At 41.5% G+C, this 16112-nt stretch carries 11 protein-coding genes and 1 pseudogene; all 12 read left to right on the forward strand.

What is annotated here, in order from left to right; translation table 11 throughout:
- Window positions 1–84 precede the first annotated feature (84 nt).
- The gene (ruvX, locus tag QZZ43_RS16490) at window positions 85–516 is read left to right on the forward strand and encodes a Holliday junction resolvase RuvX (RefSeq protein WP_291861647.1); all 432 of its coding nucleotides are present in this window, start codon (window positions 85–87) and stop codon (window positions 514–516) included.
- A 219-nt stretch (window positions 517–735) separates the two neighbouring features.
- The gene (def, locus tag QZZ43_RS16495) at window positions 736–1293 is read left to right on the forward strand and encodes a peptide deformylase (protein ID WP_291861649.1); all 558 of its coding nucleotides are present in this window, start codon (window positions 736–738) and stop codon (window positions 1291–1293) included.
- Window positions 1294–1901: 608 nt separating this feature from the next.
- Window positions 1902–4865, forward strand: coding sequence for a beta galactosidase jelly roll domain-containing protein (locus tag QZZ43_RS16500; protein ID WP_291861651.1), 2964 nt, complete (start codon window positions 1902–1904; stop codon window positions 4863–4865).
- Between the two features lie 269 nt (window positions 4866–5134).
- Window positions 5135–5905 carry a polysaccharide biosynthesis/export family protein gene (locus tag QZZ43_RS16505; protein ID WP_291861653.1) on the forward strand — a complete coding sequence of 257 codons (771 nt, stop codon included), beginning with the start codon at window positions 5135–5137 and terminating at the stop codon, window positions 5903–5905.
- Window positions 5902–8253 (forward strand): exopolysaccharide transport family protein, encoded by a 2352-nt coding sequence (locus QZZ43_RS16510; protein ID WP_291861655.1) that lies wholly within the window; start codon window positions 5902–5904, stop codon window positions 8251–8253. The genes QZZ43_RS16505 and QZZ43_RS16510 overlap by 4 nt, the downstream gene beginning before the upstream one ends.
- Complete coding sequence (locus QZZ43_RS16515) at window positions 8237–9499, forward strand: O-antigen ligase (RefSeq protein WP_291861656.1); 1263 nt, start codon at window positions 8237–8239, stop codon at window positions 9497–9499. Before QZZ43_RS16510 ends, QZZ43_RS16515 begins: the two co-directional genes overlap by 17 nt.
- A 147-nt stretch (window positions 9500–9646) precedes the next feature.
- Window positions 9647–11017, forward strand: a complete 1371-nt coding sequence (locus QZZ43_RS16520; protein ID WP_367221680.1) for an MATE family efflux transporter — start codon at window positions 9647–9649, stop codon at window positions 11015–11017.
- Between the two features lie 11 nt (window positions 11018–11028).
- Window positions 11029–12282 carry a glycosyltransferase gene (locus tag QZZ43_RS16525; protein WP_291861660.1) on the forward strand — a complete coding sequence of 418 codons (1254 nt, stop codon included), beginning with the start codon at window positions 11029–11031 and terminating at the stop codon, window positions 12280–12282.
- Between the two features lie 141 nt (window positions 12283–12423).
- A complete protein-coding gene (locus tag QZZ43_RS16530) occupies window positions 12424–13272 on the forward strand; it encodes a glycosyltransferase family 2 protein (RefSeq protein ID WP_291861662.1) in 849 nt (282 codons plus the stop codon).
- Between the two features lie 27 nt (window positions 13273–13299).
- Window positions 13300–14463, forward strand: a complete 1164-nt coding sequence (locus tag QZZ43_RS16535) for a sugar-transfer associated ATP-grasp domain-containing protein (RefSeq protein WP_291861664.1) — start codon at window positions 13300–13302, stop codon at window positions 14461–14463.
- Window positions 14464–14536: 73 nt separating this feature from the next.
- Complete coding sequence (locus tag QZZ43_RS16540) at window positions 14537–15718, forward strand: sugar-transfer associated ATP-grasp domain-containing protein (RefSeq protein WP_291861666.1); 1182 nt, start codon at window positions 14537–14539, stop codon at window positions 15716–15718.
- A 210-nt stretch (window positions 15719–15928) separates the two neighbouring features.
- Window positions 15929–16112: pseudogene (locus tag QZZ43_RS16545) on the forward strand (hypothetical protein); the annotation flags it as partial.

Raw genomic sequence — 16112 nt, forward strand, 5'->3', positions numbered from 1 at the left:
AACTTGTTAATATCTTATTTAGAAAGCGGGAGCCGGGTGGTTCCCGCTTTTTTTGTTAATTTTGCACCAGAAAAATAATAAATTGTGGGAAGAATCCTCGCTTTCGATTACGGGAAAAAGAAAATAGGAGTGGCAGTAACTGATCCTTTACAGATAATTGCCAATGGACTGGATACCATACCATCGGCAAAAATCTATTCTTTTCTGGAAGAATATCTGGCCAAAGAGGAGGTGGAGGCTTTTGTGGTTGGCCATGCCACTAAAGATTCGGGAGAAGATTCTGATTCCATGAAGCAAATCAGACCCTTTGTACGCTCCCTGCAAAACAAATATCCGCATGTTCCTGTTCACATGGTGGATGAGCGATATACCAGTAAAATGGCATTTCAGACCATGATTGATGCAGGCCTGAGTAAAAAGAAACGACAGAATAAAATGCTGGTGGACAAAATCAGTGCAACCATTATTCTTCAGACTTATCTGGAAGAAAATAATAATGGAGGAAGTCTTGGCTGAAGGAGCAAAGGGCATGGAGCAAAGAGCAACGGGTGAAAAACTGTGATCTTTTGAACGCTTAGCTGGAAGCACAAGGCGAGCTAGTTGAAGGGGTTCAATGTTTTGGGTTCAAAGGGCGGGTATAATTCTTTCAAAATATGAGATTAGCACCCGTGCTTTAGCGGGTGGCTCAAAGCCCCCCTCCCTAAAAAAACAATAAAAACAAACAAATAACAAAAAATGATATATCCTGTAGTAGTTTACGGGCATCCTGTGTTGAGGAAAGAAGCTGAAGATTTCATGCCCGATGAAAAAGAGGGTTTCCAACAGTTGATTGATGATATGTTTGAAACCATGTATAAAGCCGAAGGAATAGGCTTGGCAGGCCCTCAGATTGGCTTATCGAAACGGATTTTTGTAATTGATGCAACTCCTCTTGGCAAGGATATGCCCGAGTTGGCCGATTTTAAAAAGGTATTTATAAACGCGCACATTGTAGAACGTGATGGGGATAAAGTTTCAGACAGTGAAGGTTGTTTGAGTTTACCCGGTATTAGTGAGGATGTTGGCCGTCTTTCCCGGATCCGGATTCAATATGTGGACGCTGAATTTACTGAGCATGATGAAGTTTATGAAGGTTGGGCCGCACGTGTTATTCAGCATGAGTATGACCATATTGATGGAATCCTTTTTGTAGATCATCTGGCCCCTCTGAAAAAAAGGCTGCTGAAAGGGAAACTGAATGCCATTAGTAAAGGGAAAGTGGATGTGAGTTACAGAATAAAATTGCCCAGATAGTATTCTTGGCGAATCAATATAAAAGGTCTTTTAACACAATAGTCCGTTAAAAAAAAGCTTAAACGCAGAGAGGCAATGACGCAAAGTTTTTATTATGAGTGAGTAGTGCTCTGTTTGTCTGGTTCTTTAATTGATTGATTATCAACTGTTTTTAAAAGCTTAACGGAGTATTGCTTTAAGACATATAAGAAATAACCATCGGAGAGAGAATTCCGGTGGTTTTTTTTTGCTTTGGAGCGTCTTTTTGTTTAAGTTTTTTTTGATTGCCCCAATATGTTGAAAAATGTGCGTCTTTGATTGATGATTTTCAGTCCTTATTTTTTTTTTAAACCTCCACTAAATGCTCTATTGGGTTTCTCAATGGTAAAATAAATTCTTCTGGTGCTATTTTTATATTATCGGTATAGTTGAATGTTTAGAATGAGAAGCAAGTGTCCGGTATTGGTAAAGAATAGAAACACATTCTGCAATACTGCCTGGTATTTGTGTGAAGGAGCAATTATTGATTGTTTTTGTTGAGAAAATGCTATGTTTATCATTGTTATTGCCTTGCATACAGAAAAATACAATAAATCGGTAAAATAGTATCAATATTTATTTTCAAAGCTATGCGTTACACATTTTTTAGAAATTCAGGAGCGGTTTCTTTCTCTCTTTTAATGTTTTCTTCCCTTTTTACCGGCTGTTTGGCAAAAGTTGGCCCGGAGCCGGTAACCCCCTCTAATAATGAAACCGTTGTAACCAATACGCCAGTGTTAGCGTGGGTTCCTGTGGAGTGCGACTGGCAGGAGGTTTGGATCAACGGAGTTATGATGGATTCACTGGGAGCCAAAGTCAATACTTATGTTCCTTTTGCTTTATCGTTTGGTGAGAATGAATGGCAGATTATGGCTATGAAAGGAGAAAACCGAACCGAAGGTAAAAAGACAGCCTTTATTGTAGACGACCAGCCATTAATCAAACTCCCGGAAAACTCGCAACTGTTGCGCTACCGATGGTCTGTGAAATCATCAGCATTGGTTGGTGTCGGAGGGAAGAAACTCTCATCAGGAGATGTAGGCACGGATGGTTGGCATTCTACTTCTTTACCGGCTACGGTATTGACGGTTCTGGTGCGTAACGGCGTTTATCCCAATCCCTATATTGCGAAAAACAACATGCTGATTCCCGACATGAATACTGATTTTAATGAAAAATACGACTTGTTGAAGTATAGTCATATCGATGGTGAGAATCCCTGGAAAGCCCCCTATTGGTATGTTACTTCCTTTGAATTTGAAAGGAAGAAAGAAAATCAGCAGGTGTGGCTCAACTTTAACGAGTTAAATTATCGTGCTGAATTGTGGCTTAATGGCAAGTTATTGGCAGATTCTTCACAGATGGTTGGAATGGAACGTCAGTTTCGTTTTGAGGTTACCGATCTGCTAAAAACCGACAGGGAAAACCATCTGGCAGTTGCTGTTTTTCCTGTTGATGTTCCCGGCGAGCCAGGTGTTCCACCTCTTGAACCATTTGGTGACCCGGGAGTGAATATGGGCGATGGGATGATTGGAAAAAACTATACCAAGTGGGATGCCTTGGGCTGGGACTGGCAGCCGGCTGTGAGAGACCGTGATATGGGTATTACCGAAGATGTTTTTCTTTCTTTTACCGATGAGGTGGAACTTCAGGATGTTTATATCACTTCTGATCTCCATCTTCCGAAAGCAGATTATGCTGATATGGTGATATCTGCGAACCTGGTGAATCATTCTTCAAATATGAAAGAGGGAAACCTGACTGGAAAAGTAATCTTTGAAACAGATACCATCAAATTCAGTATTCCTTTTGTGCTGGTCGGTGAGGAGACCAAATATTTGGAATTGACTAAGAAGGAAGTGAAACAGTTACGAATTCAGGACCCTCAATTATGGATGCCGGTTGGCTATGGAGATCCTCATCTTTATGAAGTGAATCTTACTGCAAAGACCAGCGGCGGTGATATTTCCAGTGTTACTGAACACCACGGAGTCCGTGAGATCGCGTCGCGCGTGGAGGATAGCCGAATTTTTACCATCAACGGGCAGGATATCTTCCTGAAAGGAGGTAACTGGGTGATTGACATGATGCTGAACTGGACTTCCTCCCGTTATGAAGAGGAGATATTGCTTACAAAAAATGCCAATCTCAACGTATTGAGAGTGTGGGGACCTACAGGTGTGCCTCCGAAAGCTTTTTTTGAAGCTGCTGACAAAAATGGAATTCTAATTTGGCAGGATTTTCTAAACGATTATTGGGGCACTTTTAAGAATACCCCCGGATATCAGCCCGAAAAAGATTTGTTCAAAACCATCTCAACAGGGATTGTGAAGCGATATCGCAATCATCCAGCTCTGTTTATGTGGTGCGGTGGTAACGAGGGTGTTAATCCACGTGAAAGTCTTCTAGTTAACGAGGTGCTGGCCAATTTCGACAACCGGTCAAGTCGCTTTTTCCTGAAGACCTCCAATGGCGACGGATTACACGGTGGCGGTCCTTATCATTCTATCAGACCGGAGGAGTTTTTTACGCATCCCAAATTACATGGTTACAGTAGTGAAATTGGCGCCAGCGGGGTTCCGGTTATTGAGAGTGTTCGGAGATTTATCCCTGAAATTGGTCAGGACAAGAACCTGAAAACTTATCCTGTTGATGGAACCTGGGCCTATCACGATGCAGCAAATTTTCCAGGACAGGACTCTCGAAAATTTACAGCTCTCGATAATATAATAAGAAATGATTATGGCGGGCCTGAGACCACCAATCAGGAAGGCGTGGAAAGCTATTTTGCGAAGGCACAATTACAGAACTATTCGGCTTACCAGGCTGCAATAAGTGCTATTGGCATCCAGATGTGGGATAATTCTACCGGAATGTTGTTATGGAAGTCCAACTCCAGTTGGCCCAGTTTGGTGTGGCAGTTATACGACTGGTATGAGCAGGCGCATGCTGGATACTATTCAGCTAAAAAGGCTTTTGCATCTTTCAATGTTCAGTTGAACAGGGCCACGGGCGAGGTGTTTGTGGTAAATGCAACATCGCAGTCGAGAGGTGAGGTTCTTATTTCTGCTGATGGTTATGATGCTTCAATGAAGGAGGTCTGGAAAATAGTTGAGGGAGTGAATGTTTTGCAATCCTCATCCATTAACACGGGCATTATTCTGCCTGAGGTGGAGGACCTGGTCTTTGTGAAACTTACAGTGACCGATGCAGATGGGAATCTTCTAACCGATAATATTTACTGGTTACATCCTAAAAATGATTTTACATCACTTTCAGAAATAGAAGCACCGGAGTTGAAAGCTGACTTATTAAAAGTAGATGATCAACCTGATAAGTATGAGGTTAACGTTGAGAACAAAGGTCCATCAATTGCCTTGCTTGTCCAGATGAAGTTGATTGATAGCCGTAGTGGACATGAAATATTACCGGCCCTGTGGAGCGATAATTTCGTGACCTTATTGCCGGGCGAATCCGGCAGCTATCAGGTTGAATTTCCCCGCGGGCTGAACAGGGGGGATTTGGAGTTAATCGTTGAGCCTTTTAATAGGTGATCAGGAGAATTAAGGATTTATTTATCCATTATTAGAAATCCTTCGTCCTGTAAGGGCCTGTATTTGTCAAATGCTGTGTTTTACAGAAAATAGCTGTATTGCACGGCATTTTTTTATATAAGGTTTTGGCTAATAGTGTTTAGGGGTAAGGCCTGAAAGAAAAAAAGGTAATGGAATATCCGTTTTTATGATTACTCACCAATAAAAATGCGATTGACATTCTCCTTTTATTGGGCCTAATTTTGTGCTAAACAAAGAGAGAAGAGATAATGAAAAAAATAACTATTTGGGCCATGTGGATAATTTTTCTTTCCGGCTGCATGACTACCAATAAAATGGTATATGTTCAAGAAGAAAGTCATAACAGAGACCTGGGGCATGAATTTGTCAATGAACAGAAAAGAGCATTAATTCAGACCTTCGATGAATTGTATGTGAATGTAAGCAGTTTCAACGAAGAGAGTCCTGATTTAATATCTTCAGGAGAGATTAGAATGGGAGGGCGTACCACCACCGACTATTCTCTAATTTCCTATCAGGTGGATGAAAACGGGAACATAGACATGCCATTGCTTGGTCAGGTTCATGTGGCCGGAAAAACTGTTGATGAAGTGGCTGCCGAAATGCAGGAGGAGCTGAAAAGCTATTTTTATTCTCCATCGGTCAAAGTTTCTTTTGTGAATAAGAATGTTACCGTCATTGGCCAGGTGAGCAACCCCGGAAGGTATTATTACTCCGGAGAAAACATCAACATTTTTCAGGCGCTGGGCCTGGCCGGAGATATTCAGGAATATGGCAACCGGGAGAAGGTAGTTATTGTTCGGGAACGCAATGGGCGTATCCATAAAAATAGTGTCGACCTCACCAATAAAAACCTTTTCATCTCCGATTTTTACTATCTGAAATCGGGCGATGTGGTTTATGTAGAGCCCATGAATCGACGCATTTGGGGAATTAACCAGGTGCCTTTTTCTCTTATCCTGTCGGCTGCAACAACTTCGCTACTCATATTCGATTACATAAGGAGGAATGAATTATGATTCAAAGAGACAATGTTTCTGATGACGTTCGAAATGCTTTTCGTCGCCTCTCAAAATATTGGAAATTATATCCTGTTTTTTTAATATTTTTCGTGGGACTGGCTTTTTTTTATATAAAATCAAAACCCAAAATCCATGAACTGAATGCCAAGTTGGTAGTGCATGAACGCCAACGCGGAGTGGCAGATCCCTCTTCTTTTATTCCGGGGTCCGAACTTTTCGCCGGACGCAATAGTTTTGAGAACAGCTTGTTAACCATTCAGGCCTCACCCATTATTAGAGAAGCCATTTCCAAGTTTAATACCCGAATTGAGTATTACCAGACTAAATGGATGTTTGATGAAGAGTTGTATAACTCGACTCCTTTTAAAGTTGTGATGGATGGAGCTGTCCCTCAGTTGGTTGGGGTCCGGTTTGAATTGGAAATTCTCAATGAAGAACAATACCGTATTTCTGTAAATAAAGGAGATGGTGGTGTCTATGATTTTTTGAATCAGTCGTTTACCCGAAAGATTGAGGGCTATGATTTTTCCGGTGTGGGAAATTTTGGAGAACCCTTCTCTAATGAGCATTTTAAATTTACCATCTTTCTGGAGGATGACAACTGGGAGGTGCTGCTGAATAGTAAATATAAATTTATTATCAGTAATGACGATCAATTGGTGGCTAGGTTCAAAGACCGTTTGGTGTTGGAAGCTGCTAACTTGAACGGTACGGTGGTTAATATTCGTTATCGCACCAATAATCCTGAAAAAGGGATGGATTTTCTCAGGGCTTTTTTGGAAACAGTGATAGAAAACAACCTGAAACGAAAAAACCACATTGCCAATTCCACTATCGATTATATTGATTCCCTGCTTTCATCTGTCTCAGATTCATTGAAACAGGCAGAGCGAACGCTGCAGCGATACCAATCGGCCCGTGATGTCATGGATGTGAGTCAAAGTGCCGATCGCTTATACAACGAATTGGCCCGAATTCAGGAACAGAAAGCAGGTTATGAAACTCAGGTCGATTATCTTACCTATTTGTCTGATCAAATCGGGCGGGATGATGATTATACGGAGTATTCGATGTCGGCAGTGATGGCGCTCAATAACAATTCATTGAGCATACTGATGGAAGAGTATATCGGGTTGGTTGGACAACGGACACGACTTGTTGAAAATGAACAGACTAAAAGTCCCTTGCTCAGCCAGGTGGAATCCAGAATTTCCAATCTCAGACGTACCATTCGTGAAAATGTGCGCTATGCCTTGAATATTGCGCAGCAGGAATTGCGGAAAGCTGAATCCAGAATGGCTACCATTCAGGGGCAGATAAGAAAACTTCCCGAAACACAGAGAAATTTACAAACCTACCGACGCGATTTCAGATTAAATGACGAAACTTATACTTATCTGATGCAGAAAAAAGCGGAATCACAAATCGCCCGTGCTTCAAATCTGCCTGATTATGAGGTTTTTGACCCGCCTTCTTATGCTGAGCTGGTTAGCCCAAAAGCAAATAGACTTACCGGGTTTGCTGTTTTTCTTGCGCTTTTGTTCGGGACTATTTCTGCACTGTTTTTTGATAATGTTTTTGGGAAAGTCAGTGATGAAAAGGACCTAAAGAATATAGATGGTGCCCACTTCCTTGGAGAAATAATTCATGCCAGGTCATCCCGTCAACTATCGGGAAAGAACCAGTTCTCGGCTCAGTTAGAGTCTATTCGTACCCTGAGGAGTCATATTCTGGCATTCTGCAAGGATGGAAAGCCCCATCTTTCCAAGTCGGAATTGATTTTGATTTCCTCTTCGGTGCAGGGAGAGGGAAAGACTTTTACTTCATTTTATTTGGCCAGGTCTCTGGCCCGCCTTGAACGCCCCACCCTTTTGGTTGAGCTTGATTTGAGACGGCCCAAGTTGGTAGAAAACTACACTCCTGAATTGAAGAATCAGCCTGGTCTGGTAGATTTTGTAAACGGAGAAGTTGATTTGAAAAGTATCATTTATCCGACCACCGAAGAAGGATTCTTTATTATTCCGGCGGGCAGTCTGTGTCCAAATCCCAGTGAGATTCTTGAGTCGGAGAAGTTTCGAGAGTTGCTGGAAGAAGTGAAAAAGCATTTTGAATTTGTAGTGTTGGATTCAGCGCCGTTGATAGTCGCAGACACCCGCGCAACGCTTGCTTTGGCCGATGCCGTAATTATGGTTACAAGGGCAGGATATACACCCTTAAATGTTCTGAAAAAGACCTTTGCTAATATGAAAGAGTTTAATGCCGGTAGGGTAGGATTAGTGCTTAATGATGTGACAATGGGACTGAACAGGCGTTATTATAATTACAAATATGGTTATAGAAAATAGCAATATTTATTCTATACGTTTCTGGGTACATTGGTATTTCTTTGCTCTTGTTCTGGCTCCATTTGTTTGTTTTGTGGATTATTACACTTTGGATCAGGGGTGGGACAAGATTTATGGTGCGTCCATTGTTCTTTTGGGTGTTCTGTTGCTTCTGGCTAAGGGTTCGGGCAATGTTGTTTTCAGGAATTATCTGATTGCCGGGATAATTCTGGCGGCCTATTATACCATCTGGGATATTACCTTGTGGCAGGGAACCGTGGAACGAAAAGGAATTTTTTACGAATTCCTGTTACATCGGACCATTCATGCTGTTGCCATATTGTTTGTGGTGGATAATCTGCTGTTTTCCAAAAAACTTATTGAAACCCTTGTGTTGATGATTAAAGGCACCATTGTGGTCGCCGCGGTTTTTTCCATGATTCAGGTAGTGTATGATCCGTTTTTTTTTACACCTGACATCTTCGAAGAAATAATGTCCCGGTATTCATGGGGATCCAATACACTTCATGTCCGGCGTTTATCGATTTTTGGTTTTTCCAATCTCAACGACATTGGTCTTTCATTTTTGCCCATTGTGGCTGTGATGACCGGATATGAGGTAAAGGAAAAGGATCGTATTCCGGTTCTGATGCTCGTCCTAGCATTTTTTGTGGTGGTAGTCAACAATTCCAGATACATACAATTGGGCTTTTTTATTGCTGCTGCTCCTGCGCTTTATTACCGGGGACGATTGCTGCGAAATTCGTTGGTGGCTTTGTTGGGTATGGTAGCGTTGGTCCTCTTTATGGGGCTGGTACTTAAAGCAATCGGATATGACGTGGGCCTTTACATAGATGAACGTTTGCTGGACGATTCGGGTGGGTCACGAATTCTCGCTTTTGAGATTTTTTCCCGGTTTTTCCCCGACAATCCGATTTTTGGCACCGGACAGCACCTGACACAGGAAATCCTTGTGGCTCTGGCCGGGCGTTCGTCCCAAATTCACGTGGGGTATCTGTCTCATCTTTACTCTTTTGGTATCGTTGGTACCTTTCTGGCTTTGGCTTTTTGGATACTTATTGCTTTCAGGTTGTGGAAAGTGGCTAAAAGGACCGGGTTCTGGGGTAGTTATTATGGATTTATGGTGTTCCTGTGGGCCAACGTAACGATGGTCTTTTATTGGGTATTTACTTTTGGGCTGGCATTGTGTTATCTGTTTGCATCTTATTACGCTTCAAAAGAAGATGAAAAGAGTTTGAAAGAATAATTATTTTTTAATCAGGCATAAGGCATGGAAGTCTGAGGTCAAGGGCAGTTGCTCAATGACTCTCGGTCTTTTTTTAAAGGAATCATTTAATCTGTCAATTTTGAATCAGAAGATTCCATCCAACCTTAAAAAAGAAATTAAATTAGGATGAATATTATTCAGATTATAAAAAAGAGGTTTTTAAACTCAGGGAGCGATCGGGGTAAGGGAATAAAAAAGAACATCACGGGTATGTTCGGGCTCAAGGGATTGGATGTAGGGATTAGTTACCTGAGATTTCCCCTGACTCTGAAATTTCTTGGAACAGAACTTCATGGTGTCTGGCTCACGCTGGGGGGGATCATGAACTGGTTTAGTTTTTTCAATATTGGCCTGGGTACCGGGTTGCGCAATAAACTTGCCGAAGCCCTTGCTGAGAATAATATTAAACTGGCTCGTATATATGTAAGTTCAACTTATACCATCATCTCCATCATCAGTGTTGTCATGTTTGCCTTGCTGATGGTAAGTGTTTTTGCTCTGGACTGGCCGAAGATTGTGGCGGTTGATGATTCGTTCAATCAAATGCTGGTTACTACCCTGCTGATAGTGTTTACTTTTTTTGCCTTGCGCTTTATTCTGCAGCTGGTGGGAACTATTTTGGTGGCAGATCAACGTCCGGCATTGAGCCAGCTGCTCAGAACCATCTCCAGCGTAATTTTCTTTATCGGTATCTGGATTGCCCTGAAATACCGGATAATGTACGGGAATCTGGTGGTCGTGGGTGTTTTATCCACGGGCTCAGTGGTGGTGGTGCAAATTATTGCTTCCTTCATTCTTTTTTCCCGGCGGTACAAACACATCAGCCCTTCTCTGAAGTACATCGACTGGCACAAATTCAGGTCGCTTGCCTCCGTGGGGATCCAGTTTTTTATAGTTCAGATATCAGTTATTATAATGTTTTCTACCGATAACATTATAATCTCTCAGGTTTCAGGTCCGGAGGATGTGGTACCCTACAATGTGGCCCGAAAGTATTTCGGTATTGTGGAAATGTTATTTCTCATCGTTTTGGAGCCTTTTTGGTCGGCATTTACACAAGCTTACACCAAAAACGAGGTAAGCTGGATAAAGAAATCCATACGGCAACTTCTTTTACTTTGGGGTTTTTCTGTTGTGGGGAGTTTTATTATGCTGGCCATTTCGGGGTGGGTTTACGATATATGGATTGGAGACATGGTTGCTGTTCCCTTGCGTCTGTCGGTGTTGATGATGTTTTTCTTCATAATTAAATCGTGGAACAATGTATTTGTGTATTTGATCAACGGGGTTGGAAAGATTCGTTTGCAGCTCTATATGTCAATTGTGATTGCGATTATAAATATCCCACTCTCTATTTATTTTGCCAGGGATCTGGAGATGGGGTCTGACGGGGTAATTCTTGGTACTATTGTTTGTCTTTCATTTGGTGCTGTGCTTCACCCCATTCAGTATAAAAGAATTATTAATAAAACGGCCCGGGGAATCTGGAACCGGTAAAAACTGTTCTTATGCGTGTAGTATTTCTTAGTACCAACCAAACAAGAGGAGGAGCTGCAATAGCGGCAAACCGATATTTTGATGCCTATTGTTCTGTAGGGGGGAATGCCGTTTATGCCCCGGGAAGTGTGCAAAAGCCGGGTCCGGGTATTGTGAGTTTGCGACACTCCTGGCCGATTCGAAAATTGGTTAAATATCTGTTAAAGCAAGAGCGGCGCAAAACACTGAAACTTAAGATTCCTAATGAAGGATATTGGTCAGCTCCGGTAAATTCCCGGTTTCGTAGTCCTAAAATCAGAAAATTAAATCCTGACTTGGTGTGTTTGAACTGGATAAACGATGATTTTCTGTCTATCGATGAAATTGGCCGTTTTAAGGTACCGGTAGTTTGGGTTTTTCACGATTTATGGGCTGTTACCGGAGGGTGTCATTATCCGGGTAGTTGTTCCGGATTTTATCAGAGCTGTGGCAATTGCCCCAAATTGAAATACCCCGGCGAAAATGACTGGAGCCGTCAAATCTGGCGAAAAAAATATGAAGCCTGGAATCATCTGGATATGACTATTCTTTGTCCGAGTAACTGGATGGCACGGGAGGTAAAGAAGAGCAGATTGTTTGGAGATAAACGCATAGAGGTGTGTCCATACAGTATTGAAACAGAAATTTTCAAGCCGATGGATAGTGAAGCTTTTCGGGAAGAATTGGGGATTCGCCCACATCAAAAGGTTTTGTTATTCGGAGCTGTCAACTCTATGCATGATACCCGTAAAGGGGCTCATTTGTTGGTAGAGGCTTTGGAAAAGCTGGATGGCCGGATTGATCCTGACGAATTGGTTTTTATGGTTTTTGGTGCCAAAGAGTCTCCTGCATTGGAGAAGGTACCTTACCGGATTATCAACCTCGGATTTGTGAGTGAAAAAGAAGATTTGGCCCGTTATTATGCGGCAAGCACTGCTTTTGTACTTCCCTCTCTGGAGGACAATCTGCCTAATACCGTATTGGAATCTCTTTCTTGTGGAACTCCTGTTGTCGCATTTGATATTGGAGGTATTTCTGACATGATTGATCATGGCGACAATGGTCTTTTGGTTAAGAGGGTGGATACTTCTCTTTTGGCAGATGCCTTGGAGACATTGGTGAAAATGCCCGCTGACCGCTATGGAACCATGCAAAAAGCTTCCCGCAAAAAAATTGAGGATCATTTTTCACGGGAAGTGGTCGGACAAAAGTTAAAGGAGATATTTAGTTCGGTGGTAAGTGAATGAATCATATAAGGCATAAAAAAATTCACATGCAACAATTGAATCAGGTATGTATTTAAAGAATGATTAAATATATGTAACTGAATTTCCTGTTGAAATTGGAACTTGATTCATTCGTATTCTAGTGAGAAAACAGAAATTAAAATGGATAAAAACAATTTACCAAAAGTAACTATTGTAACCCCTTCATTCAACCAGGCAGATTTTTTGGAGGAAACAATGTTATCGGTTCTTAATCAGAGTTATACTAATATCGAATACATCGTGGTTGACGGTGGTTCTACAGATGGAAGTGTGGACATCATCAAAAAGTATGAAGAACGCCTGGCCTGGTGGATAAGTGAGCCGGACAATGGGCAGAGCGACGCCATCAATAAGGGGTTTAAGGGGGCTACCGGACAAATCTACAACTGGCTCAATTCTGACGATGTGCTTTATCCTGATGCGGTGAAAGTGGCCGTTCATTTTATGCAAAAACATCCGGAGAATGAAGTGGTTTATGGCGACCGTGTTGTTATTGATCAGAACAGCAATATCGTTGATGTTTTTGAGCCCCTGACCGTTACTCGATCGTCGTCCCGTTTTTTGTTACGCATCCCTCAGGAGGTTACTTTTTTTACTGCCGATTTGTGGCATCGTGTCAACGGACTCAACGAGGAACTGCATTATGTGATGGACTCCGATTTATGGTTTCGGTTTTTGGAGGAAACGACATTTTTTCACATTCCGGTGTTTATGGGAGCTTACCGGGAGCATGAAGAGTCCAAGTCGGTTTTCGGAATTGGCCGAAATAAGAATGAAAGGGCGCTGGAGGAGATTCGTTTTTTGAAGCAAAATTATTCAACCTATTGGTCGGGAATAAAACTGCTGCGAAAGTTCTATAAATATTACGCTATTGTTCGAACCGCTTACGATCACAATAAAAGGAAGCGCAGGTTAATGAAAGAGGAAGTAAGAACGTTGACTGCAGGAAATTCCGATAGTTCAGTTTGATGAGGTATTTGATTTAAATCAGGAGGTATGTTTAAAAAAGCCGATATAGTAAGTTATTCATATAGAAGCATTCGAACGGTTGCAGCTTCTTTGTATTATCTGCGTTACGACCTGGAAAATGCTGATTCTTTTAATGCAAGAGAAAAATTAATTCCTGACCATTGCCGGATTGATGCTGACTTTTTTCGGACTTATAAGCAGCGATGGCTGCCCTGGAGTTCTTCTTATTTGCTGTCAAGGAGTGAGTTAGAAGTTTATTGTCATATAGGGAATACAAAAAGTCTTGATTATGTGCCCTGGAATGTTTGGTTTACTTCGATTATTCCTGCCCTGAATAACAAGGTGATGTCTGGAGGATATGCTGAAAAGGGGAATTACAGAAAACTTTATGGAATAGATAATGAACCGTTGTCATTTCTTCGGTTTTTAAACGGAATATGCTATGATTCATCTGGTGGGTTGATTCATAACCCGGAGGAGGTTCTTGAGCAGAAGTTGAAGGAACAAACAAAGGTATTGGCGAAACCTGCAATCGAATCCTGGGGAGGAAAAAATGTGTTGGTGTTTGAACGGGATAAAAAGGGTGCATGGAAATGTGCAAATGGAGAGGTGGTGCTTTCGTTTAAGAATTTAGTGTCTTTTTATAAGAGAAACTTCGTAATTCAGGAGTTTCTGGAATCCCATCCTTTTTTCAAGCGCTTTAACCCAACTTCCTTTAATTCAATAAGGGTGTATGCATACCGCTCTCCAAAAGATGAGCAGATCCATATTTTGCATACTCTTTTAAAAGTTGGAGGAAAAGGTAGTATGGTGGATAATATTACGGCAGGGGGGCTCTTTTTCTATATTTTGCCTGATGGAAAGTTTCTGTATGGATTGTCTCATGATCTGAAAAAAATTGAAGTGGTGCCCGATGGTTCGGGGCAACCCTTAAGTGATGAACCCAAAGTTCCCGGGCTTAATGAAATAAAAGCACTGGCCTCGAAAATTGCGTTGAACGCCCCTTTTCACCGTCTGCTTGCAATTGATCTGAATATTGATGCCCGGGGTATTCCGAGGCTGATTGAAATAAACCTGTCCGAACCGGGAGGGGGTGTGCAGGTCTTTGGATTTCCGTTTTTCGGAAGCTTCACCGATGAAGTTATTGAGTTTTGTAAATCGCATAAAAAAACAAACTTCTTAAAAATCTGAATCGGTCAGGAGTGATTAATGCAAAAATGGTAGGAATATTTCCACGAACGAAGCTGATTAATTGATTGAAAGAATGAATATTATACGATATAAATTGTTTTCCTATTATAGAGGAGCTTTTGGCCTTTTCTACAGAAGTTTAAAGAAACTTACCAGGAGAGCTTCGACTTATCACATATTCACCGGATGCGTGATGAAAGGAGATGAATATTGGCGGACCATGCCTTTCCCTATTCGGAGAACGCCCGAAAAGGGCAAATTGCAACAATACAGGAACAAATGGCTTGCAATATCACCCAATGTGCCCGATTTGTACTTACGGCTGTATAGCTCCTTTTCGGGTGTGGATAGTTGCGATTTTGTACCTGCCAGTCTGTATTATACTCATGTGGAGCCCATGTTGAATAATGTGGAGTTTTCAAGGAGTTTTGCTGATAAGAATTTGTATGGGTTGCTTGTGGACAATTCAGTTTTGCCGGAGGTTTTATTAAGGAAAATGAATGGTATTTGGTACGATGGCCGGTATAATAGTGTTCGGGATATTGACGAGATTATAAAAGATATTGCCAAAACACATGAGAAAGTGATTGTTAAACATGCTGTGGCGTCGCAGGGAGGAGAAAATATTTTTTGTGTTAAGAGTGATGGTGATCGCCTGTATTTGCGTGATGATATTGTGGATAAAGCCTGGTTCGAAAAACATTTTGACAATAATTTTCTCGTTCAGGCTTATGTTTATCAACATGCATTTTATGAGCGCTTCAATGCGACATCACTCAACACCTTCCGGGTTTATACCTACCGGTCGGTTAAAGATGATTCGGTACATGTTCTTAGTGCCATTCTGAGAGTGGGTGGCCCCGGTTCTGTGGTTGACAACATAAAAAAAGGGGGGAAGGCGTGTGGAATAAATCTTGAGACGGGGAAGCTCAATGGCTTGGTTTATGGAAGCGATGGAAATTCATCGGCTTATGTGGGGGAGGTGGATATTGATAAGGAGGGTGACCTCTATAAATTTCATGAAGTAGCCCAAAAGGCAAAGGAGCTGGCACGGAAACAGTTTTATACACGGGTGATCGGTTTTGATTTTTGTGTGAATCGAAATGGTCAGGTGAATATGATTGAATTGAACAATTATGATGTTGGAATAGATAGCCTACAGATGTGCAACGGACCGCTATTTCGGGAATTTACTGACGAGGTGATTGATTATTGTAAAAAGAAGAAAAAGAATTTCAGATTTATTATTCGATAACGCATCTGTTTAACCTGATTAATTCATAAGTTTTCGCAGACAGTTGGACATCGTAATAGATTATTTGTGAATTGTTCAGGTTAAAACAAATATAGAAAATGGGCTGGAAATTTTGTTTGGAGCCGACCAAGGCAGATAAACCTGAAAACAAGGTTGTTTGATTCGATAAAGAGAGTTTTTGAAAAATAACACTTTATAGACCTGATATTTATGGATATTCATTCAAAGATATTGTCATTTTTAGATATTGGTTACTTTCTGGACTATGAGAAAGAAACCGTTCGGCTGCCTGAGAAAATTATTGCGGTGGATCAGTCTGGTGTGACCCGGGAGGAGTTGTTCAATACGGCCCGGCAAAAATGGCTGATATCCCTGGAAGAGGGGTTCTCAGTGG

The organism is Marinilabilia sp., from assembly GCF_016278715.1.
Lineage (GTDB): Bacteria > Bacteroidota > Bacteroidia > Bacteroidales > Marinilabiliaceae > Marinilabilia.